Source organism: Burkholderia sp. LS-044 (assembly GCF_004803625.1).
Lineage (GTDB): Bacteria > Pseudomonadota > Gammaproteobacteria > Burkholderiales > Burkholderiaceae > Burkholderia > Burkholderia cepacia.
In genome coordinates this window covers 73,172-94,312 of sequence record NZ_SSWO01000003.1, presented here as the reverse complement: position 1 = coordinate 94,312, position 21,141 = coordinate 73,172, and the positions used below count along the sequence as shown (strand labels likewise).

General features: G+C 67.9%; 15 protein-coding genes and 1 tRNA gene. 5 read left to right on the top strand and 11 right to left on the bottom strand.

Features of this window, described 5'->3' with window-relative positions:
• Positions 1-157: 157 nt before the first annotated feature.
• A complete protein-coding gene (glnA, locus tag E9536_RS08800) occupies positions 158-1,573 on the bottom strand; it encodes a type I glutamate--ammonia ligase (RefSeq protein ID WP_017331833.1) in 1,416 nt (471 codons plus the stop codon).
• Between the two features lie 407 nt (positions 1,574-1,980).
• On the opposite strand from glnA, the gene E9536_RS08795 reads away from it, so the two are divergent.
• Positions 1,981-2,445 (top strand): rhodanese-like domain-containing protein, encoded by a 465-nt coding sequence (locus tag E9536_RS08795; RefSeq protein WP_027786952.1) that lies wholly within the window; start codon positions 1,981-1,983, stop codon positions 2,443-2,445.
• 115 nt (positions 2,446-2,560) lie between these two features.
• Here the strand turns inward: E9536_RS08795 and E9536_RS08790 are convergent, their stop codons facing one another.
• The 5 genes from E9536_RS08790 to hrpA all read right to left on the bottom strand — a co-directional run bounded on the left by E9536_RS08790 (position 2,561) and on the right by hrpA (position 10,682).
• Positions 2,561-3,376: a molybdopterin-binding protein gene (locus E9536_RS08790; protein ID WP_060373151.1), complete on the bottom strand. Its 816-nt coding sequence runs from the start codon at positions 3,374-3,376 to the stop codon at positions 2,561-2,563.
• A complete protein-coding gene (locus E9536_RS08785) occupies positions 3,373-4,200 on the bottom strand; it encodes an EI24 domain-containing protein (RefSeq protein ID WP_021157649.1) in 828 nt (275 codons plus the stop codon). Before E9536_RS08785 ends, E9536_RS08790 begins: the two co-directional genes overlap by 4 nt.
• 111 nt (positions 4,201-4,311) lie before the next feature.
• On the bottom strand, positions 4,312-5,286 hold the full coding sequence (locus E9536_RS08780) for a sterol desaturase family protein (RefSeq protein ID WP_021157648.1): 975 nt from the start codon (positions 5,284-5,286) through the stop codon (positions 4,312-4,314).
• Between the two features lie 16 nt (positions 5,287-5,302).
• The gene (locus E9536_RS08775) at positions 5,303-6,292 is read right to left on the bottom strand and encodes a beta-propeller fold lactonase family protein (RefSeq protein WP_027786950.1); all 990 of its coding nucleotides are present in this window, start codon (positions 6,290-6,292) and stop codon (positions 5,303-5,305) included.
• Positions 6,293-6,473: 181 nt separating this feature from the next.
• Positions 6,474-10,682: an ATP-dependent RNA helicase HrpA gene (gene hrpA / locus E9536_RS08770; protein ID WP_136469736.1), complete on the bottom strand. Its 4,209-nt coding sequence runs from the start codon at positions 10,680-10,682 to the stop codon at positions 6,474-6,476.
• A 23-nt stretch (positions 10,683-10,705) separates the two neighbouring features.
• Between hrpA and argA the strand changes: the two genes are divergently transcribed.
• Both argA and E9536_RS08760 read left to right on the top strand, forming a co-directional pair.
• Positions 10,706-12,085 carry an amino-acid N-acetyltransferase gene (gene argA, locus E9536_RS08765; protein WP_027786948.1) on the top strand — a complete coding sequence of 460 codons (1,380 nt, stop codon included), beginning with the start codon at positions 10,706-10,708 and terminating at the stop codon, positions 12,083-12,085.
• 50 nt (positions 12,086-12,135) lie between these two features.
• The gene (locus E9536_RS08760) at positions 12,136-12,411 is read left to right on the top strand and encodes an oxidative damage protection protein (RefSeq protein ID WP_006478357.1); all 276 of its coding nucleotides are present in this window, start codon (positions 12,136-12,138) and stop codon (positions 12,409-12,411) included.
• A 139-nt stretch (positions 12,412-12,550) separates the two neighbouring features.
• Here the strand turns inward: E9536_RS08760 and E9536_RS08755 are convergent, their stop codons facing one another.
• The 3 genes from E9536_RS08755 to E9536_RS08745 form a co-directional block, all read right to left on the bottom strand.
• Complete coding sequence (locus E9536_RS08755) at positions 12,551-13,966, bottom strand: MFS transporter (RefSeq protein ID WP_136469735.1); 1,416 nt, start codon at positions 13,964-13,966, stop codon at positions 12,551-12,553.
• An 89-nt stretch (positions 13,967-14,055) separates the two neighbouring features.
• Positions 14,056-15,252, bottom strand: a complete 1,197-nt coding sequence (locus tag E9536_RS08750; RefSeq protein WP_059699130.1) for a CaiB/BaiF CoA-transferase family protein — start codon at positions 15,250-15,252, stop codon at positions 14,056-14,058.
• Complete coding sequence (locus tag E9536_RS08745) at positions 15,249-17,000, bottom strand: acyl-CoA dehydrogenase family protein (protein WP_136469734.1); 1,752 nt, start codon at positions 16,998-17,000, stop codon at positions 15,249-15,251. The genes E9536_RS08750 and E9536_RS08745 overlap by 4 nt, the downstream gene beginning before the upstream one ends.
• 174 nt (positions 17,001-17,174) lie before the next feature.
• On the opposite strand from E9536_RS08745, the gene E9536_RS08740 reads away from it, so the two are divergent.
• Positions 17,175-18,077, top strand: coding sequence for a LysR family transcriptional regulator (locus tag E9536_RS08740; RefSeq protein ID WP_060084369.1), 903 nt, complete (start codon positions 17,175-17,177; stop codon positions 18,075-18,077).
• A gap of 98 nt (positions 18,078-18,175) precedes the next feature.
• Positions 18,176-18,250: transfer RNA gene (locus E9536_RS08735), tRNA-Val, on the top strand.
• Positions 18,251-18,378: 128 nt separating this feature from the next.
• Here the strand turns inward: E9536_RS08735 and E9536_RS08730 are convergent.
• Positions 18,379-19,773 (bottom strand): aspartate aminotransferase family protein, encoded by a 1,395-nt coding sequence (locus E9536_RS08730; RefSeq protein ID WP_136469733.1) that lies wholly within the window; start codon positions 19,771-19,773, stop codon positions 18,379-18,381.
• Positions 19,774-19,801: 28 nt separating this feature from the next.
• Positions 19,802-21,139 carry a glutamine synthetase family protein gene (locus E9536_RS08725; protein WP_027786942.1) on the bottom strand — a complete coding sequence of 446 codons (1,338 nt, stop codon included), beginning with the start codon at positions 21,137-21,139 and terminating at the stop codon, positions 19,802-19,804.
• Positions 21,140-21,141 lie beyond the last annotated feature (2 nt).

The following is a 21,141-nucleotide window of genomic DNA, read 5'->3' as shown; positions in this document are numbered from 1 at the left end:
CGTGCTTGTCGCGCCTCAACGGGCCAGAAAAGGAAAATCACCGGAACAAAAAAGGGACGGCTGAACGCCGCCCCTTTCAGACTCCGCCGCCCCCGCCGCCAACCGCGCGGCGGGAACGAACCGGCAAAACGGCGCTGAATCGAAGCGCCATCGCCGATTACAGCGAGTAGTACATCTCGAACTCGATCGGGTGCGTCGTCATGCGGAACTTCGCCAGCTCCTGCTCCTTCAGCGCGAGGTACGCGTCGATCATGCCGTCCGTGAACACGCCGCCGCGCGTCAGGAACTCGCGATCCTTGTCGAGCGCTTCGAGTGCCTGGTCGAGGCCCGCGCAGACGGTCGGGATCTTTGCATCCTCTTCCGGCGGCAGGTCGTACAGGTTCTTGTCCGCTGCTTCGCCCGGATGGATCTTGTTCTGGATCCCGTCGAGGCCGGCCATCATCAGCGCCGTGAAGCACAGGTACGGGTTCGCCATCGGATCCGGGAAGCGCGTTTCGATACGGCGGCCCTTCGGGTTCGACACGTGCGGAATGCGGATCGATGCCGAACGGTTGCGTGCGGAGTACGCGAGCTTGACCGGTGCTTCGAAGTGCGGGACCAGACGCTTGTACGAGTTCGTCGTCGGGTTCGTGATCGCGTTCAGTGCACGGGCGTGCTTGATGATGCCGCCGATGTAGAACAGCGCCAGTTCCGACAGGCCGGCGTAGCCGTTGCCCGCGAACAGGTTCTGGCCGTCCTTCCAGATCGACTGGTGAACGTGCATGCCCGAACCGTTGTCGCCGACGACCGGCTTCGGCATGAACGTCGCCGTCTTGCCGTACGAGTGCGCGACGTTGTGGATGATGTACTTCGACCATTGCGTCCAGTCGGCGCGCTGAACCAGCGTCGAGAACTTCGTGCCGATTTCGTTCTGGCCCTGGCCCGCCACTTCGTGGTGGTGCACTTCGACCGGAATGCCGAGCTGTTCGAGCAGCAGGCACATTTCCGAACGCATGTCCTGGAACGTGTCGACCGGTGCGACCGGGAAGTAGCCGCCCTTCGTGCCCGGACGGTGGCCCGTGTTGCCGCCTTCGAATTCCTTGCCTGCCGACCACGGCGCTTCTTCCGAGTTGATCTTCACGAAGCAGCCCGACATGTCCGTGTTCCACTGGACCGAGTCGAAAATGAAGAATTCCGGTTCCGGACCGAAGTAGGCCGTGTCGCCGATGCCCGTGCTCTTCAGATACGCTTCGCCGCGCTTCGCGAGCGAACGCGGATCGCGCTCGTAGCCCTTGCCGTCGGCCGGCTCGACCACGTCGCAGGTCAGCACGAGGGTCGACTCTTCATAGAACGGGTCGACGAAAGCGGCGCTCGGGTCCGGCATGAGCAGCATGTCCGACGCCTCGATGCCCTTCCAGCCGGCGATCGACGAGCCGTCGAATGCATGGCCGCTTTCGAACTTGTCTTCGTCAAACGCCGAAACCGGCACCGACACGTGCTGCTCCTTGCCGCGCGTATCCGTGAAGCGGAAATCGACAAACTTGACGTCCTCGTCCTTCACGAGCTGCATGACGTCGGCGACGGTTTTACTCATAACCTCTTCTCCTGATTAGAACAATTCCGGCGGACTGGGAACCGCCTCGTTTATCGAGCTGACCGGGGTCTTGCTTTGGCGCAGCGCGCCCCGATTCGACCGAATTCTATATAGCAGCTTCCGTGCCACCTTTGCGAACGACGGGCGCAAATCGCGCCGGGGCTCGCCACGACAGGGCCGGGCTGCGCGATTCCGGGGCCTTGCGCCGCACCGGTCGCTCGCCGAAAGCACCGCAATGGTGCAATTCCGGCAGCCCGCCGCAACCAAGGAATCATTCTGGTGCATGCGCGCCATTCTGCACTTTTTTGGTGAACACGTGGGCCACGCGTGCACCGCACCGCACGCGGCCATCCGTGCCGCGACGCCGCGCTAGAATGCTCGTTTGACCGATACGGAGACTCCCTGCCATGAGTACGCTCGACCAGCTTTACGCGAAGGCCGACGAACGCCGCGCCCAAGGCGCGCTCAACTACGCCGGGGCGCTGCTGCCGGCCGAAGCCTTCGAACTGCTGCAGCTCGATCCGTCGGCGCGCCTCGTCGACGTGCGCACTCGCGCCGAACTCGACTGGATCGGCCGCCCGCTCGTCGGCGACGGCCAGTACCTGCACCTCGAATGGACGCGCTACCCGGGCGGCGTGCCGAACGCCGAATTCGTCAACGAACTGAAGGCGGCCCTCCCGGCCGATACCCCCATCCTGTTCCTGTGCCGCAGCGCCGCGCGCTCGAAGCTCGCCGCGGTCGCCTCCACGCAGGCCGGCTTCACGAAGGCGTTCGACCTGCTCGAAGGCTTCGAGGGCGCGAAGGACGCCGAAGGCCACCGCAAGACGGTCGACGGCTGGTGCTTCCGGAAACTGCCGTGGATCGGCGCCTGACGGCGCGCTGCGCCCGCCGGTGACGACAGCCTCATCGTCGAGCCGGGCGATGACATGCCGATGACGGGCCGCGTTGCGCGGCCCGTGGTTTTTGTGCGGCCGGCTGGCGCGCCGCTCAGGCGCGCGACGTCTCGGCTTCGACGACGTCGCCGCCGAGCAGGTGCACGCCCTCGCGCAGCTTCACGTACGCGGCCGCGACCGCTTCCGGCTCGCCCTTCACGCCGAGGTCGATGTGACGGCGCGCGAAGATCCCGCCACGCTCCGCATCGCCCACGCTCGGCAGACTGAACACGCGCACGCCCGGGAAATCGCGCTCGATGCGCTCCATCAACGGCGTGAGCGTCGATTCCGGCAGCTCGAACACGTACAGCGAACGCTCCGCGTGTGGCGTCGCGTGATGCAGGTGCGCGTACTTCGTATCGAGCACCCATTCGATCATCGGCCACGCCATCACCGGGAAACCCGGCACGAAGTGCAGGTCGCCGATCGAGAAACCGGGAATCCGGTTGTAGCCGTTCGGGATGATCGTCGCGCCCACCGGAAACACGCCCATGTTGAAGCGGTGCTGGTTCTCCGGAGAATCGAAATCGACCGGCGTGGCCGGGTCGGTGTGGGTTTCGCGGATCCGCTCCGAAATCAGCACCTTCGCTTCCGGGTGCAGCTCGAGCGTCACGCCGAGCGCGGCGGCCGCGCACTGGCGCGTGTGGTCGTCCGGCGTCGCGCCGATCCCGCCCGTCGAGAACACGATGTCGCCCGACGCGATCGCGCGTGCGAGCGTCGCCGTGATGCGCGCCGGATCGTCGCCGACGTATTCGGCCCAGTCGAGCGCGAGGCCGCGTGCGCCGAGCAGCTCGATGACCTTCGCCAGATGCTTGTCCTGCCGGCGGCCCGAAAGGATTTCGTCGCCGATGATGATGATGCCGATGCTCATGCCTGCCCCATGTCGATTGCGGTGGCGCGCGAACTCGCACGCAGGTCCTCCAGCGCACGCAGGCAATAATGCCCGAACCACAGCGCCGAGAAGACGAGGATGAAAGCGTAAACCCAGATCATGGCCGCCGCGACGAACGGGAACAGCACCATCATCCAGACCGACGATACCCACACGAAGGTCGGCACGGTGCCGAGCAGCCCGGTCGCGACGCCGATGCCGATCAGCGGCCAGCGGTGCCGGCGCACGAGCGCCCGGCGCTCGTCGCGGCTCGCGTGCAGCGCGAGCGCGTCGTAGGTCATCACGCGGTACGTGAGCCAGCCCCAGATCACGGGCGGCAGCAGCGCGAAAAACGGTGGAATCAGCCACAGCGGGATCGTGACGACCAGCACGACGACGCCGGCCAGCGCCGCCCACAGCGAATTGAACACGCTGCCGAAGAAGGTGCCGCCCCGCTTCGGCTCGAGCGCCGCGAACTGCCGGTTCGACAGGTGCTTGATCACGACCGGCATCGAAATCGTCGCGATCAGCAGCAGCACGGTCAGCACGATCAGCGGAATCGCGAGCGACACGACCACGAACGGCGCGACGACCGCATGCAGCTGCGACATGCCGATCGCGTCGAACGCGCGGTACAGCAGGGCCGTCAGCACGAAGCCGTCGAGCGCGCCGCGTGCGAGGTCCAGCAGCGTCTGCCACGAAAACCACAGCACGACGCCCCACAGGACGGCCGAGACGAGAAACGGCATCAGGGTGAGCCAGAGCATGCGCGGATGCAGTGCGCTCGCCAATGCCCGGACGAAGGAACGCAGCAAGTCGTTCATGCGAGCCTGTATCGACGGAGAAAAACGGGGAAAGGATAAACCACGCGGCCCGCATGCGCCAAAGCACATGCGGGCCGCGTGGGAGAGCCGCTCAACGTGGGAATGGCCGGATCAGGCCGACGCCGCGCCGCGCTTGGCGGGGAACAGGCGCCGGAAGATCCGCACGAACGCGAGGCCGTGCTGCGCCCAGAAGCCTTCGCCATAGGACACGCCCTCGACCTGGTCGCGGATGCCGGTCGGCTCGACCGTGCGGTTCCACGACGCGGTGCCGAACATCATGTCCCACCACGGGAACAGCACGCCGAAGTTGCAGCCGTACTTCGTGCCTTCGTGGCCGTAGCCGACCGCGTGGTGGCGCCGGTGGAAGATCGGGCTCACGAACAGGCGCTCGCCGAGCCAGCCGAACGACAGGCGCGCATTCGTGTGCTGAATGCTCTGCATGAAGTTGGTGAACGCGGTCAGCACGACGAACTGCGACGGCGTCACGCCGATCACGAGCGCGATCGCCGCGAAGAAGCACGACTGGATCACGTCGTCGAGCACGTGGTTGCGGTCGTCGCACCACAGCGACATCTGGCGCTGGCTGTGATGCACGGCGTGCAGCTCCCACCAGACGCCGAACTTGTGCTGCCAGCGGTGATACCAGTAGCCGGCGAAATCGAGCACGACGAGATAGATCGCGAACGCGACGATCGGCTTCGAGGTCACGCCCGGCCACAGGTAGTCGAGGTTGACGTTCGCGACCCCGTGCAGGCGCAGCCACGCCTGGAAGTTGTCGAACAGCGGCTGCAGCGCGAAGAAGAAGAACAGCGAATAGATGCCGAGCTTCGCGATCGCGGTGTAGATCACGTCGACCCGCACGGCACGGCGGTTCGTCCAGCGCTCGACGGGCCGCAGCGCCTCGAGCGGGCGCAGCAGCACGAACATCAGCACCATCTGCAGCGCGCCGACGATCACCCAGTACAGCGCGTCGTAGGTGTCCTCGTCGTAGTCCATCAGGTTGAACTTGAAGAGGAGCGGCTGCACGACGTCGACGTACAGCCAGGTCTGGATGTCCGATACGAACGCATCGATCAGGTGCAGCATCGTTCTCCCCCGCCCGTCACGCGCCGTTCGCGGCGCGCCACGGCGCGCGGTCGTAGAAGTAGATCCCGTGCGGCGAACGGCCGACGGCGATCGTCTGCACCAGCTTGCGCGACGCCAGGTCGATGATCCCGACCTTCTTCGCGAAGCGGAACGTCACCCACAGCGTCTTCTTGTCGGCGGACAGCTCCATGTCGTCCGGGCCCGGCAGCAGGCCGGTGATGTCACCGACGTTGGTGAGCGTGTTCTCGTCGATGATGCTGATCGTGTTCGCGACCCGGTTCGTCACGGCGACGTGCGTGCCGTCGGCGAGCGAACGGAAGTTGTGCGCGCCCTTGCCGGTATAGATCTGCTTGACGACCTTCTGGTTGCGCCAGTCGACCACCGCGACGTAATCCGCGCCCGTCATCCCGACGAGCAGGTACTTGTCGTCCGGCGTGAGCCACAGGCCGGCCGGCACCTTGCCGACCTTCATCTTCCACTTGACCGTCTGCGTCGGCAGGTCGATCGCCGCGATCTCGCCGGACACCTGCAGCGACACGAGCAGCGTCTTGCTGTCCTTCGTGAACGCGAGGTGGCTCGGCATGACTTCGAGCGGCACGCGCTTCACGAGCTTCAGGTCGCGGCCGTCGTAGCCGTAGATGTCGACGCGGTCGAGGCGCAGGCCGGCGGCCGCGAACCACTTGCGGTCGGGCGAGAAACCGAGCTGGTAAGGATCGTCGATCCCTTCGACGGTGCGCTGCAGCTTGCCCGTCTTCGGATCGAGGAACATCAGGCTGTTCGAGACCGAATTTGCAACGATCAGCGACGAATTGTCGGGCGTTGCCATCAGATGGTGCGGTTCCTTGCCGGTCGGCATCGTGCCGACGACCTGACGGGTCTGCTGGTCGATCAGGGAAAGCGTCGCTTCGGCCGAATTGAGGATGATCACGTTATTCGCGTGGGCGGCGGGCGCCAGCACGGCGGCGGCCAGCGCGAGCGTGCGGCCGAGGGAAAGGAAAGTGCGCATGAAGACTCACGTCGTGGAACAACCGTCATTGTAAAACGTTCAACCGGCCCGGCCGGTTGACCTGGGCCGGCATTGCGCCACTTCGACGCACGCGGCGGCGGCCCGGCCGGGCGGCCCGGCAAGCGCCGCGCGGCCGGCCGGGGCCCGCCGCCGCCGCGGAGCCCGGGAAGCCGATGTTGCGCTAGCGCTGCATCGACTCCCAGACCTTGTGCAGACGCTTGACAGAGACAGGCATCGGCGTGCGCAGTTCCTGCGCGAACAGCGAAATCCGCAATTCCTCGAGCAGCCAGCGGAATTCCGCGAGCCGCGGATCGGCGACGCCGCCGCGCTGCGACACCGCGCGCTGGTACTGCTGGGCGAGCGGCAGCAGGTCGGCCGACTGCTTCGCGTCGCGCGCCGGATCGGCCTTCAGCTTGTCGATCCGCAGCGCGATGCCCTTCAGGTAGCGCGGGAAGTGCGCGAGTTGCGCGTAGGGCGTATCGATCACGAAGCGCTTGCCGACCAGCGCGGCGAGCTGCTGCTGCAGGTCCGCATGCGCCTGCGCGAACGGCTTCGCCTGCGCGAGCTTCTTCACGAGCCCCGCGTATTCGGCCAGGACCTGCCCGACCAGCCGCGCGATTTCCTGCGCGAGCAGGTTCAGGCGGCTTCGGCCCTCGTCACGGCGCGCGTGGAAGCTCGCGTCGTCGTCGGGCAGCGGGTCCTGCAGGCACGCGCGGTCGAGCGCCGTGTCGATCAGCTGGTCGCGCAATTCGTCCTGCGTGCCGAGCGACATGTACTGCATCGCCATCTCGCGCAGGCCCGGCAGGTTCTTCTCGAGGAACTTGATCGGCTCCTTCAGCTGCAGCGCGAACAGCCGCCGCAGGCCGGCCCGGTGGATGCGCGCGGCCTCCTCCGGCGAATCGAACACCTCGACGTCGCAATGCGTGCCGCGATCGACGAGCGCCGGGTAGCCGTACAGCGTCTGGCCGCGCCGGCGGATTTCCAGCAGCTCGGGGAGCTTGCCGAAATTCCACGTCGTCAGGTTCTCGTACAGCGCCGTCGCGCCGGCTTCCGCCGGAGCGGACGTCTGCGGCGCCGCGCCCTTCGCGGGCTTCGGGCCGCGGCCGGGTGCGCCGGCCGGACCAGCCGCCGCCGGCACCTGGCCGACCGGCTGACCCGCATCGCCCTCCCCGCCAGCCGCGATCGTCGACGCCGCCGCGATCTTCTGGAACTGCTGCTGCGCCTGCGCGCCCAGCTCCTGGCGAAGCTGCGCGAGATTGCGCCCCATCGCGAGCTGGCGGCCGTGCTCGTCGATCACCTTGAAGTTCATGAACAGGTGCGCGGGCAGCGTCTCGAGCTTGAAATCGGCCGTTTTCATCGCGACCTGCGTCTCGCCGCGCACGTCGGCGATCAGCGCCTCGACGAGGCCGCCCGCGCCGAAGCGCTCGCGGCCCATCCGCTCGACGAAGCCGGCCGCGTATTCGGGCAGCGGCACGCAGTGCCGGCGCAGCTTCTGCGGCAGCGACTTCAGCAGCAACTGCACCTTTTCCTTCAGCATCCCCGGCACGAGCCACTCGCAGCGGCGCGCGTCGACCTGGTTCAGCGCATACAGCGGCACCGCGAGCGTCACGCCGTCGCGCGGCGTGCCCGGCTCGAAGTGATACGTGAGCGCCATCTCGACGCCGGCCATCGTCGCCCGCTTCGGGAACAGCTCGGTCGTCACGCCGGCCGCCTCGTGGCGCATCAGGTCGTCGCGCGACAGGTACAGCAGCCGCTGCTTGTCCTCGGGCTGGCCGCCCTTCTTCACCTCGTCGCGATACCAGCGCTCGAATGCGGCGCCCGTGTGGATGCCCGCCGGAATCGCCTGGTCGTAGTACGCGTAGATCAGCTCGTCGTCGACCAGCACGTCCTGCCGGCGCGACTTGTGCTCGAGCTGCTCGATGTCGGCGAGCAGCTTGCGGTTGTGCGCGAAGAACAGCAGCTTCGTGTCGAATTCGCCTTCGACCAGCGCGCCGCGGATGAACAGCTCGCGCGCCCGCGCCGGATCCTGCTTGCCGAACGCGACGCGCCGGCGGTGGTAGATCGGCAGCCCGTACAGCGTCGCGCGCTCGAACGCGCTGACCTGCGCCGGGCGCTTCTCCCAGTGCGGCTCCGACAGCGATTTCTTCAGCAGGTGCGCGCCGATCTTCTCGACCCACTCCGGCTCGATCTTCGCGAGGCAGCGCGCATACAGCCGGCTCGTCTCGACGAGCTCGGCCGCCATCACCCAGCGGCCGGCCTTCTTCGCGAGCACGGAGCCCGGCCACAGGTAGAACTTGATCCCGCGCGCGCCGAGATAGTGCGGATCGTCATCGGCCTTCAGGCCGAGGTTGCCGAGCAGGCCCGTCAGCAGGGCCAGATGGACCTGTTCGTACGTCGCCTCGGCTTCGTTGAGCCGCCAGCCGTGCTCGCGCACGACGGTCAGCAGCTGCGAATGGACGTCGCGCCACTCGCGCAGCCGCAGGTGCGACAGGAAGTTCTGCCGGCATGCGTCGACGAGCTGGCGGTTCGACTTCTTGTGCGCGACCGCCTCTTCGAACCACGCCCAGATCTTCAGCCACTGCAGGAACTCGGAACGCTCGTCGGCGAACCGGCGGTGCGCCTGGTCGGCCTGCTCCTGCGCTTCGATCGGGCGGTCGCGCGGGTCCTGCACGGACAGCGCGCTCGCGATGATCAGCACCTCGCGCAGCGACTGCTGGTCGCGCGCGGCGAGAATCATCCGGCCGACGCGCGGGTCGAGCGGCAGCCGCGCGAGTTCGCGGCCGAGCGGCGTCAGCGCGTTGTCGTCGTCGACCGCGCCGAGCTCGTTGAGCAGCTGGTAGCCGTCCGCGATCGCGCGGCCGGGCGGCGGCTCGAGGAACGGGAACGATTCGATCGCCGTCAGGTGCAGCGACTTCATCCGCAGGATCACCGACGCGAGCGACGAGCGCAGGATTTCCGGATCGGTGAAGCGCGCCCGCGCCTGGTAGTCGCTTTCCTCGTACAAGCGGATGCAGACGCCGTCGGCCACGCGGCCGCAGCGGCCCGCGCGCTGGTTCGCGGCGGCCTGCGAGATCGACTCGACCTGCAGCTGCTCGACCTTGTTCCGGTACGAATAGCGCTTCACGCGCGCGAGGCCGGTATCGACGACGTAGCGGATGCCCGGCACCGTCAGCGAGGTTTCGGCCACGTTGGTCGCGAGCACGATGCGGCGCGCGTTCGATGCCTTGAACACCTTGTCCTGGTCCGCTGCCGAGAGCCGCGCGAACAGCGGCAGGATCTCGGTGTGCGGCGGATGATGCTTGCGCAGCGCCTCGGCCGCCTCGCGGATCTCGCGCTCGCCGGGCAGGAACACCAGCACGTCGCCGGGGCCTTCGCGGCACAGTTCGTCGACCGCGTCGACGATCGCATCCATCAGGTCGCGCTCGGCTTCGCGCGCGGTCTTCACGCGATCGCGGCCGCCCGTGCCTTCGGCATTTTTCACGGCCGGGCGATCCTCGGCCACCGGCCGGTAGCGCATCTCGACCGGATACAGCCGCCCGCTCACCTCGATCACGGGCGCGGGACGCTCGTCGGTGCCGAAATGGCGCGCGAAGCGGTCGGCGTCGATCGTCGCGGACGTGACGATCAGCTTCAGGTCCGGCCGCCTCGGCAGGATTTCCTTCAGGTAGCCGAGCAGGAAGTCGATGTTCAGGCTGCGCTCGTGCGCCTCGTCGATGATCAGCGTGTCGTACGCCTTCAGCAGCGGATCGGTCTGCGTCTCGGCGAGCAGGATCCCGTCCGTCATCAGCTTGACGGACGCGCCCGGCGCGAGATTGTCGGTGAAGCGCACCTTGTAGCCGACCACCTCGCCGAACGGCGTGCCGAGTTCCTCGGCGATCCGCCGGCCGGTCGACGACGCGGCGAGCCGCCGCGGCTGCGTATGGCCGATCAGGCCCGTGCCGCCGGCGCCGAGGCCGCGGCCGAGATCGAGACAGATCTTCGGCAGCTGCGTGGTCTTGCCCGAGCCGGTTTCGCCGCAGACGATGACAACCTGATGACCGGCGATCGCGCGTGCGATTTCGTCGCGCTTGCCCGACACGGGCAGGCTTTCGGGGTACGTGATCGGCGGGACGGGGTTCGGCGCGACGACGGCGCGCGGCGGCCGCTCGCGGCGCGGGGAACGCTCGCCCGTTGCCTGGGGTGCGCCCTTCGCGGCGGACTGGCGCGCATCGCCGCGCCGTTCGTCACCGCGCGGCCCGCGCGGCGCGTCTGCCGGTTTGCCCGCCGGCTTTTCCTGCTGCTGGCGCGCTGGCTGGCCCTGCTGCTCGCGTGCGTCGGCCGCACCATCCGGGTGCCGGGCCGACGGCGTATTGGCCCGCGTCGGCGCGGGACTTTTAGAAACATTCGACATGGGGGCGCATTATAATCCCGCCCATGAATTCCCAAACCGACCTCCCCCCCGCCCAGACCGGCGCCGCGACGCCGCCGGCCGCCGACGATTCGGCCGCCAGTCACGCGCAGTTCGTCGACTGGATGCGCTCCGTCGCGCCCTATATCCACAAGTTCCGCAACAGCACGTTCGTCGTGGGGTTTGGCGGCGAGGTGGTGCAGCAGGGGCTCCTGAACGCGCTCGTGTCCGACATCGCGCTGCTGCAGGCGATGGGTATCCAGATCGTGCTGGTGCACGGTTCGCGCCCGCAGGTCGAGGAGCAGCTGAGCCTGCACGGTGTCGAATCCGAGTTTTCGCACGGCCTGCGCATCACCGATGCGCGCGCGCTCGAATCCGCGAAGGAAGCGGCCGGCGAAGTGCGTCTCGACATCGAGGCCGCGATCAGCCAGGGTCTGCCGAACTCGCCGATGGCGCACGCGCACATCAGCGTCGTGTCGGGCAACTTCGTGACCGCGCGGCCGGTGGGGATTCTCGACGGGGTCGATTTCGCGCATACAGGCATCGTGCGCAAGATCGACGCCGAGTCGATCCGTCACTCTCTCGCGAGCCGCAAGCTCGTGCTGCTGTCGCCGCTCGGCTTCTCGCCGACCGGCGAAGCGTTCAACCTGTCGATGGAAGACGTCGCGTCGGCCGCCGCGATCGCACTGCGCGCCGACAAGATCATCTTCCTGACCGAAGCGCCCGGCATCGTCGACGACGAAGGCGGGCTGGTGCGCGAAATGTCGCTCGACGCGGCCGCCGAGCTGCTCGATTCCGGCAACGTCCAGGGCGACGACGCGTTCTTCCTGAAGCACTCGATCCGCGCATGCCGCGGCGGCGTGACCCGGGCCCACCTGATCCCGCAGTCGCTCGACGGCAGCATGCTGCTCGAACTGTTCCTGCACGACGGCGTCGGCACGATGATCTCGTACGAGAACCTCGAGAGCCTGCGCGAAGCGACGCCGGACGACGTCGGCGGCATCCTGTCGCTGATCGAGCCGCTCGAGTCGGACGGCACGCTGGTGCGCCGCGGCCGCCACCAGATCGAACGCGACATCGACCACTTCTCGGTGATCGAGCACGATGGCGTGCTGTTCGGCTGCGCGGCGCTGTATCCGTACCAGCAGGAGAAGATCGGCGAGATGGCGTGCCTGACGGTCGCGCCGGAAGCGCAGGGCTCGGGCGACGGCGAACGCCTGCTCAAGCGCATCGAGCAGCGTGCCCGTGCGCGCGGCCTCACGCACATCTTCGTGCTCACGACGCGCACCGAGCACTGGTTCCTCAAGCGCGGCTTCGTCAAGGTCAGCGTCGACGACCTCCCCGAAGACCGCCGCAAACTCTATAACTGGCAGCGCAAGTCGCTCGTGCTGATGAAGCAGCTCTGAGCGCAGGCACGACTGCCCTCCCCCCAGTTCGATTACAGGAGAAGTACACGATGGCTCGAATGATTCAATGCGCGAAGCTCGGCAAGGAAGCCGAAGGCCTCGATTTCCCGCCGCTGCCGGGCGAACTCGGCAAGCGCATTTACGAGAGCGTCTCGAAGGAAGCGTGGCAGGGCTGGCTCAAGCAGCAGACGATGCTGATCAACGAGAACCGCCTGAACATGGCCGACCCGCGCGCGCGCCAGTACCTGATGAAGCAGACCGAGAAGTACTTCTTCGGCGACGGCGCGGACCAGGCGTCCGGCTACGTGCCGCCGACGGAAGGCTGATGATGCGATGCGCGCGGCCGGCAGCCTGCCGGCCGCGCGCTCCGGGAAAGACGGCACCGTGTTTCGCACGGTGCCGTTTTCTTTTGGCGACATGCGCTCGGGGCGTTCCCGCCTCCCGCGCGGCGGCATGGCGTGCCGCTCAGCCGGCCGGCTTCAGCGCACCGCCGTCGCCCGGCTGCGCGCTCCCGTCGGCCGCGGGTGCCGTGCTGCCGCCTTCGGTGCCCCATTCGGCCGCATCGCTGCGCTCGGCCGTCGACAGTTCGTCCGCGCGATACCCGGTGCGATTCAGCAGCGCGAGCATGCAGACGAGCGACACGAGCGCGTAAAGCCCCGACGCGACCGCGACGCCGACGATGCTGCCGGTCGTGTTGAGGATCGCCTGCGCGAGCACGGGCGTGCCGCCGCCGACGACGAGCGCGCTCAGCTGATACGCGAGCGACAGGCCCGTGTAGCGGATGTTCGCCGGGAACACGCGCGCGAGCACGCCGCCGACCGCGCCGTAGAACATCGCCGACGGAATCGTCGAGATGCACATGCCCGCGACGGCGACCCAATACGAACGCGTCGCGAGCGCATGGAACATCACCGGCATCAGCACGATTTCCGGAATCAGGATCCAGCACATCGCGCGGCGCATGTCGACCTTCGACACGAACCACGCGCCGACCGGCTGCATCAGGAACTGCACGACGAGCGAGATCGACAGGATGCCGAGAAACGTGCCCTGCGCGTAGCCGAGCTCCTTCGTCGCCCACGACAGCGCGAACGTGCTGCGGAAGTACGTGACGTTGATCACCGGCAGCGTGCCGGCCGCGAGCAGCACGACGACCCAGTGATCGCGCACGACGTCGCGCAGCGGCAGCTTCACGGTGCGCTTGCGCGCGAGCACGCGCCGCATGTCGGCCGACTCCTCGAGCCTCAGCCGGATCACCATGCCGATGATCACCAGCACGGCCGACAGCAGGAACGGAATGCGCCAGCCCCACATCAGGAACGACGGTGTCGGCAGCGCGCTCAGCGCGAAGAAGGCCGCGGTGGCGAGCAGGTTGCCGGTGGGCGAACCCTGCTGCGCGAACGCCGCGTACAGGATGCTGCGATGCTTCGGCGCGTTCTCGCTCGCGATCAGCACCGCGCCGCCCCACTCGCCGCCGACCGCGATGCCCTGCAGCACGCGCAGCGCGACGAGGCCGGCCGGCGCCCATACACCGATCTGCGCATAACCGGGCAGCAGGCCGATGCCGGTCGTCGCGAGCCCCATCATCACCAGCGTGATCACGAGCGCGGTCTTGCGGCCGACACGATCGCCGAGATGCCCGAACACGATGCCGCCGAGCGGCCGCGCGGCGAAGCCGGCCCAGAACGTGACGAACGCAAGCAGCGTCGCGACGCCGGGATCCATCCTGCTCGAAAAGAACACCTTGCCGAACACGAGCGCCGCGGCGGTGCCGTAAATGTAGAAGTCGTACCACTCGATCGTGGTGCCGACGAACGCCGCGAAGGCGGCGCGGCCGGGCCGCGGCTGCTGCGCGGCGGACGGGGATGGCTGACGGCTCATCGATGTCTCCATGTTTGTGTTTCCGGGGCGCGACTGCCGCGCGCCTTTCCCGGGTGGCCGGCATGGCGCCGCCGGCCGGCGGCGTCGTGTCAGCCGGGGGCTTCCCTCAGCACGCCGGCGTCGAGCAATTGCTGCTGGAGCGCGGGATCGACGCCGAGGCGATCGAGCACCGCGCGCGTGTCGCCGCCCAGCGCGGGCGGCGGCGAACGATAGGTAGCCGGCGTGCGCGACAGCTTCACCGGCGACGCGGTGCCGCGATACGCGCCGATCTCGACAAACAGGTTCCGGTGCAGCGCATGCGGATCGTGCGCGACGTCGGCCACCGTTCGCACCGGCCCGCACGGCACGCCGGCCGCCATCAGGTCGCGCGCGAGCGGCTCGCAAGCGTGCGCGGCGAGCCGCGCTTCCAGTTCGGCCTTCAGCTCGGGACGGTGCGCGCAGCGGTTGCGGTTGTCGACGAAACGCGGATCGCCCGCGAGCGCCGGCGCACCGAGATGCGCGACGAGCCGCGCGAACTGCCGGTCGTTGCCGATCGCGAGGAAGATCGGCACGGTCGCCGTGCGGTAGCTGTCGTATGGCGCGATGTTCGGATGCGCGTTGCCGCTGCGCGCCGGCACGCGCCCCGAACCGAAGAAGTTCGGCAGGTGCGGATGCAGCAGCGACACGCCGCAGTCGTACAGCGCGATGTCGATCGATTGCCCGAGCCCGCTCTTCTCGCGCTCCGCGAGCGCCAGCAGGATGCCCGCGAGCGCATTGAGGCCCGTGACCATGTCGACGATCGGCAGACCGATGCGCGTCGCGTCGCCGTCGCGCTCGCCGTTGACGCTCATCAGCCCCGCCATCGCCTGGATCACCGCGTCGTAGCCAGGCAACCCGCCGAGCGGACCGTCCGCGCCGAAGCCCGTCACCGCGCAGTGGATCAGCCACGGGAAGCGCGGCTGCAAGTCGCGTGCATAGTCCATCCCCCAGCGCGCGAGCGTGCCCGGCTTGAAGTTCTCGACGAGCACGTCCGCCTCGTCGAGCAGGTGCCACAGGATCGCGCGCCCTTCGTCGCGCGACAGGTCGAGCGCGAGCCCTTCCTTGTTGCGGTTGACGCCCGCGAAGTACCAAGCGGTATCGCCGAGGAACGGCGGCCCCCAGCCGCGCGTCTCGTCGCCGTCCGGCGGCTCGATCTTGATCACCGTCGCGCCGTGATCGGCGAGTGCCTGCGTGCAGTACGGGCCGCCGAGCACGCGGCTCAGGTCGACGACCTTCAGGCCGTCCAGTGCGCCACGCGAAGCGGTCATCGTTCGACCTCCGGCAGCAGGTCGAGCGCGGTATCGAGCGCGATGGGCGTGCCGCGCAGCAGCGCAGCGCAGGCGGCGGATTCGTCGTCGCGCGATGCCGGCGCAAGCGGGTCGACCGGCAGCAGCTTGTGGCGCACGACCAGGTGCGCGAGCGCGAGACGCCGGAAATCCGGCGCGAGCCGCGCGCCCTCGCACGCCATCAGCACGGCCGCGCTTGCGTAGTACAGCGCGGACGCGGCCTGCCGCACGCGTGCGTCGTCGCCTTCCGCCGCGACCCGCGCAAGCGCGTCGCAGGCGCGCGCGAGGATGCGCCGCAGCGCCGCGCGGCTCGCGTCGGGCAGCGGCGCCGCGCCGAGGCGGTCGCCGAGAAAGGTACGCAGCGCGTCGAGCGCCTGCTCGCGCTGCGCGGCCCGCGCGACGTCGAGCGCGACGATGTTGCTCGTGCCTTCCCAGATCGAGCCGAGATGCGCATCGCGCACGAGGCGCGCATCGCTCCATTCCTCGATGTAGCCGGTGCCGCCGCGCACTTCCATCGCATCGCCCGTCACGCGCCGCGCATCGCGGCACGCGCGGAACTTGATCAGCGGCGTCAGGATCCGCACGCAGCGCGCGGCCTGCTCGTCGCCGGCATCGGCCTGCGGCAGCAGCAGCGCGATCTGCATGAACATCGCGCGCGCGGCCTCGGCCGGCAGCAGCATCTTCAGCAACTGGCGCTGCATCAGCGGCATCTCGATCAGCTTGCGGCCGAACGCCTCGCGGTGCGCGGCGACGTGCAGCGCCTCGTTCAGCGCGCGCCGCATCAGCCCCGCCGCGCGCACGCCGTTCGACAGCCGCGACATGTTGATCATGTCGGCCATCTGGTGGAAACCGCGGCCGATCTCGCCGATCAGAAACGCCTGCGCGCCTTCGAGCGCGATCTCGCCGCTCGCCATCGACCGGCTGCCGAGCTTGTCCTTCAGGCGCACGATCCGGTAGCGGTTGCGCGTGCCGTCCGGCAGCGTCTTCGGCAGCAGGAACAGCGCGAGGCCCTTGATGCCGTCCGGCGCGCCGTCGGGCCGCGCGAGCACCATCGCGAGATCGGCATCCGCGTTCGAGCAGAACCACTTGTCGCCGGTCAGGCGCCAGACGGTCTCGCCATGCGCGTCCGTCTCGCGCGTCGCCCGCGTGGCGATCCGGCCGACGTCGGAACCCGCCGCCTGCTCGGTCATGAACATCGCGCCCTGGTACAGCGTGTCGAAGTCGCGCGACGCGAGCCTCGGCAGGTAGCGCGCGACGAGCGCCGGATCGCCGAAGCGGCGCAGCGTACGCGTCAGCGAATCGGTCATGCTGACCGGGCAGCACAGCCCGAATTCCGCCTGCACGAACAGGAACGTCAGCGCGTACTTGACGAGCGGCGCAACGGATTCCGCCCCGTGGCTCAACGACGCGAGCCCGAGCTCGGCATACGCGACACGTTCGAGCGCGACATACGCGGGATCCTTGTCGATCCGCTGCACGGCCTCGCCGCGCCGGTTGCGGTGTTCGAGCACGGGCGGATGCTTGTCCGCGCGCGCCGCCCATTCGTCGAGTTCGCCCGACACGCGTGCGCCGAGCGCGCGCAGCCGAGGCTCCAGTTCGGCATAGTGCGCGTCGCCGAGATGCAGCTTCAGCAACGCGCCGAGATCGGGATCGGCCGTGAAGAAATCGAGGCCCCGGCTGTCGGGGATGTTGGATGCGCCGGCGTCCGGCGTGCGAGCGGTGTCGTTCATGCGTGCGTCTCCTGGGTTGCCTGCACATCGGCCGGCGGGGGGCGCCGCGGCGCCCGGCCCGTCCCGTGCAAAGCTTTCCGCAGAGCGTAGGCGCGCGATCGATAAGCGTCCAATACAGGATTTATCCGGTACGATAGATATCGCTTATCGATGCCGACGCCGCGAGGAGACACCATGGAACTGAGGCAGTTGCGCTACTTCGTGGCGGTCGCCGAGGAACTGCATTTCGGGCGCGCGGCAAAGCGCCTGTTCATCTCGCAGCCGGCGCTGAGTTTCGATATCCGCAAGTTCGAGGACGCGCTCGGCGTCCAGCTGTTCTCGCGCACCAACAAGACCGTCGCGCTGACCAACGCGGGCGAGGTGCTGCTCGGCGAAGCGCGCCGGCTGCTGCTGCAGGCGGCCGAGGCCGAACGCCTGACGGTGCGCTCCGCGTCGGGCCTCGCGGGCCGGCTGCGGATCGGCTTCGTTCATTCGATGCTGTATCGCGGGCTGCCCGATGCGGTGCGGCGTTTCGAGGCCGACTACCCGGGCGTCGAGGTCGTGCTGAGCGAGATGAACACGCAGGCGCAGGTGCAGGCGATCCAGCGCGGCCAGATCGATCTCGGCTACGCGCACTGGGGCCACTTCCCGCCCGAGGTCGAATCGGTACCTGTCTATGCGGAACCGTTCGTGTGCTGCCTGCCGGCCGCACATCCGCTCGCGCGGCGCAGGCAGGTCGCGCTTGCCGCACTGGCCGCGGAACCGTTCATCCTGTTCCCGCGCGAAGCGGCGCCGCACTATCACGACCTGATCATCGCGCAATGCGTGAACGCCGGCTTCAGCCCGCTGATCCGCCACGAAGCGCGGCTGTGGCAGACGATCCTGTCGATGATCGAGTTCGGGATGGGCGTCGCGCTGGTGCCGCGCGTGCTGCAGCAGGCGAAGAGCGACCGGCTCGCGTTCCGGCCGCTGAAGGATGCGTCGCTCGAATCGCGCACGCTCGCGCTGAAGCGCAGCGGCACCGCCGAGCCGGTTGCGCTGCGCTTCGCCGACTACGTGCGCGCGTCGATCGACGCACTGCCCGCGCTCGCGGGCTGAGTGCACGGCTCGCGAACCGGTGCTTGCGGCTATTTGAAAAAAATTGCAGAAAGGGCTTTACGAACCCCAAAAGCTCTGACATAATTTGATTCTTCTTTGGGCGGTTAGCTCAGCGGTAGAGCACTGCCTTCACACGGCAGGGGTCACTGGTTCGATCCCAGTACCGCCCACCAAAGAATTCAAGGGCCTGCGTCTCACGACGCAGGCCCTTTTCGTTTTGGCGTCGCGCGTGCTCCGAGCGACGCGGGCGCCATGTCATTCGACGACGCCCGCGTCCACACGCAGCTACCCAGATACCGGCTTACCGTGCGTGCCCCACCCGCTGCGCCGTCGCATCGAACGCCCGTTTCGCCTTGTCGACGATCTCGTCGACCTCCGCCTCGCGAATCACGAGCGGCGGCGACAGCAGCATCCGGTCGCCGGTCGCGCGCATGATCAGGTTGCCGTTGAAGCAGAAGTCGCGGCAGATCGTCCCGATATCGACGTTCGCACCGAACCGCTCGCGCCGGTTCCGGTCGCGCGCAAGCTGCACGCCTGCCACGAGCCCCGCTCCCGAAATCTCCCCGACGATCGGATGGTCGCCCAGCGCATCGCGCAGCCGGCGCTGGAAGTACGGCCCGATGTCGTTCTTCACGCGCTCGACGATCCCTTCGTCGCGCAGCAGCTTCAGGTTCGCGACCGCGACGGCTGCCGCCACCGGGTGGCCCGAGTACGTGAGGCCGTGATTGAATTCGCCGTTGTCGATGATCGGCCGCGCCACGCGCTCGTGAATGCCGACAGCCCCCATCGGCACGTAGCCCGACGTGAGGCCCTTCGCCATCGTGATCAGGTCCGGCTCGAAGCCGAAGTGCTGGTGCGCGAACCATTCGCCGGTACGCCCGAACCCGCCGATCACTTCGTCGGCCACCAGCAGGATGTCGTACTTGCGGCAGATCCGCTGGATTTCCGGCCAGTACGTCGACGGCGGGAAGATCACGCCGCCCGCGCCCTGGAACGGCTCGCCGATGAACGCCGCGACGTTTTCCGCGCCGAGTTCGAGGATCTTCGCCTCGAGCTGCTGCGCGCGGGCCAGGCCGAATGCTTCCGGCGTTTCGCCGGCCGCCGCCTCGCCGAAGAAATACGGCTGGTCGATGTGCACGATGTGCTCGACCTTCGACGGCATCTGCTCGTGCATGTAGCCCATCCCGCCGAGCGTGCCGCCGGCGATCGTCGAGCCGTGGTAACCGTTCTTGCGCGAGATCACGAACTTCTTCTGCGGCTGGCCCTGCACGCGCCAGTACTGGTGCACGAGGCGCAGCACGGTGTCGTTGCCTTCCGAGCCGCTGTTGCAATAGAAGAAGTGGTTGAAGCCGTTCGGCGTGACTTCCGCGAGCATCGCGGAGAGTTCGATCACCGGCGGGTGCGTGGTCTTGAAGAAGGTGTTGTAGAACGGCAGTTCCTGGATCTGGCGATACGCGGCGTCGGCGAGTTCCTTGCGGCCGTAGCCGACGTTCACGCACCAGAGGCCGGCCATCCCGTCGATGACCTTGTTGCCGTCCGAGTCCCACAGGTAGACGCCGTCGGCCTTCACGATCACGCGGCTGCCCGAGCGGTTCAGCGCGCCCATGTCCGAGAACGGGTGGATGTGGTGCGCGGCGTCGAGCGCGCGGTATTCGGCGGTCGAATGCGGTGAGAAGGCTTCGTTTCGATCGGTCATGTTTCCTCCGGATAACGCTGCCGCACGCTCAGACGTGCAGCAGCAGATGCCTGCGCTCCCACGAGCTGATCACGCGGAAAAACGCTTCGTATTCGGTGTCCTTCAGCGCCAGGTAGGCCTTCACGAACTTGTCGCCGAGAATGCCGGCGAGCGGCGTGCACGCCGCCATCAGCGAGATCCCCTCCTCGAGATTGCGCGGCAGCTGGTACGGCAGGTTGTAGCCGTCCGACGCGATCGGCTCGGTCGGCGCGAGCTGCTGCGACAAGCCAAGATAGCCGGCGGCGAGCGTCGCCGCGAACGCGAGGTACGGGTTGCAGTCGACGCCCGGGATCCGGTTCTCGATGCGCCGCGCCGATGCGCCCGACTGCGGGATGCGGAAGCCGACCGTGCGGTTGTCGTAGCCCCACTGCACGTTGATCGGCGCGGCCATGAAGCGCGACAGGCGGCGATACGAGTTGATGTACGGCGCGAAGATCGGCATCAGCGCCGGCGTGTACTTCTGCAGCCCCGCGAGATAGCTGTGGAACATCGGCGACACGGCGCCGTCTTCGCCCGAGAACAGGTTGCGCCCCGTGCGCGCGTCGGCCAGGCTCTGGTGGATGTGCATCGCCGAGCCGGGTTCGTCCTGCATCGGCTTCGCCATGAAGGTCGCGTACATGTTGTGACGCAGCGCGGCCTCGCGCACCGTGCGCTTGAACAGGAACACCTGGTCGGCCAGCGACAGCGCATCGCCGTGCACGAAGTTGATCTCCATCTGCGCGGCGCCGACTTCATGGATCAGCGTCTCGATATCGAGCCCCTGCATCTCGCAGTATTCGTAGATGTCCTCGAACAGTGAATCGAACTCGTTGACGGCCTCGATCGAATACGACTGCCGGCCGGTTTCCGCGCGCCCGGTGCGGCCGACCGGCGGACGCAGCGGCAGGTCCGGATCGGCGTTCATGTCGACCAGATAGAACTCGAGCTCGGGCGCAACGACCGGCTGCCAGCCTTTCGCCTTGTACAGGTCGAGCACACGGCGCAGCACGTAGCGCGGCGAGATCTCGACCGGCGAGCCGTCGAAGTGCACGCAATCGTGAATTACCTGCGCGGTCGGATCGACGGCCCACGGAATCAGGCAGATCGTCGACGGATCGGGCACGCACACCATGTCGGGATCGGTCACGCCGGTCAGCGTGCCGTCCTCCGGATAGTCGCCGGTGACGGTCTGCACCATCACGGCCTGCGGCAAGCGCATCGATTCGCCGGATTCGAACTTGTTGCGCGGAATGATCTTGCCGCGCGCGATGCCGGCCATGTCGGGAATGATCGCCTCGACCTCGGTGATGCGGTGCTGTCGCAGGAATTCGCTCAGTTCGGGTTGCATGA

Bases quoted from the DNA above. Each gene is read 5' to 3' on its own strand.
- E9536_RS08790 (WP_060373151.1), bottom strand. From the start codon at position 3,376: ATGAGCATCGGCATCATCATCATCGGCGACGAAATCCTTTCGGGCCGC.
- E9536_RS08745 (WP_136469734.1), bottom strand. From the start codon at position 17,000: ATGAACGACACCGCTCGCACGCCGGACGCCGGCGCATCCAACATCCCC.
- E9536_RS08785 (WP_021157649.1), bottom strand. From the start codon at position 4,200: ATGAACGACTTGCTGCGTTCCTTCGTCCGGGCATTGGCGAGCGCACTG.
- E9536_RS08730 (WP_136469733.1), bottom strand. From the start codon at position 19,773: ATGACCGATCGAAACGAAGCCTTCTCACCGCATTCGACCGCCGAATAC.
- E9536_RS08750 (WP_059699130.1), bottom strand. From the start codon at position 15,252: ATGACCGCTTCGCGTGGCGCACTGGACGGCCTGAAGGTCGTCGACCTG.
- E9536_RS08760 (WP_006478357.1), top strand. From the start codon at position 12,136: ATGGCTCGAATGATTCAATGCGCGAAGCTCGGCAAGGAAGCCGAAGGC.
- argA (WP_027786948.1), top strand. From the start codon at position 10,706: ATGAATTCCCAAACCGACCTCCCCCCCGCCCAGACCGGCGCCGCGACG.
- E9536_RS08795 (WP_027786952.1), top strand. From the start codon at position 1,981: ATGAGTACGCTCGACCAGCTTTACGCGAAGGCCGACGAACGCCGCGCC.
- hrpA (WP_136469736.1), bottom strand. From the start codon at position 10,682: ATGTCGAATGTTTCTAAAAGTCCCGCGCCGACGCGGGCCAATACGCCG.
- glnA (WP_017331833.1), bottom strand. From the start codon at position 1,573: ATGAGTAAAACCGTCGCCGACGTCATGCAGCTCGTGAAGGACGAGGAC.
- E9536_RS08775 (WP_027786950.1), bottom strand. From the start codon at position 6,292: ATGCGCACTTTCCTTTCCCTCGGCCGCACGCTCGCGCTGGCCGCCGCC.
- E9536_RS08780 (WP_021157648.1), bottom strand. From the start codon at position 5,286: ATGCTGCACCTGATCGATGCGTTCGTATCGGACATCCAGACCTGGCTG.
- E9536_RS08725 (WP_027786942.1), bottom strand. From the start codon at position 21,139: ATGCAACCCGAACTGAGCGAATTCCTGCGACAGCACCGCATCACCGAG.
- E9536_RS08740 (WP_060084369.1), top strand. From the start codon at position 17,175: ATGGAACTGAGGCAGTTGCGCTACTTCGTGGCGGTCGCCGAGGAACTG.
- E9536_RS08755 (WP_136469735.1), bottom strand. From the start codon at position 13,966: ATGAGCCGTCAGCCATCCCCGTCCGCCGCGCAGCAGCCGCGGCCCGGC.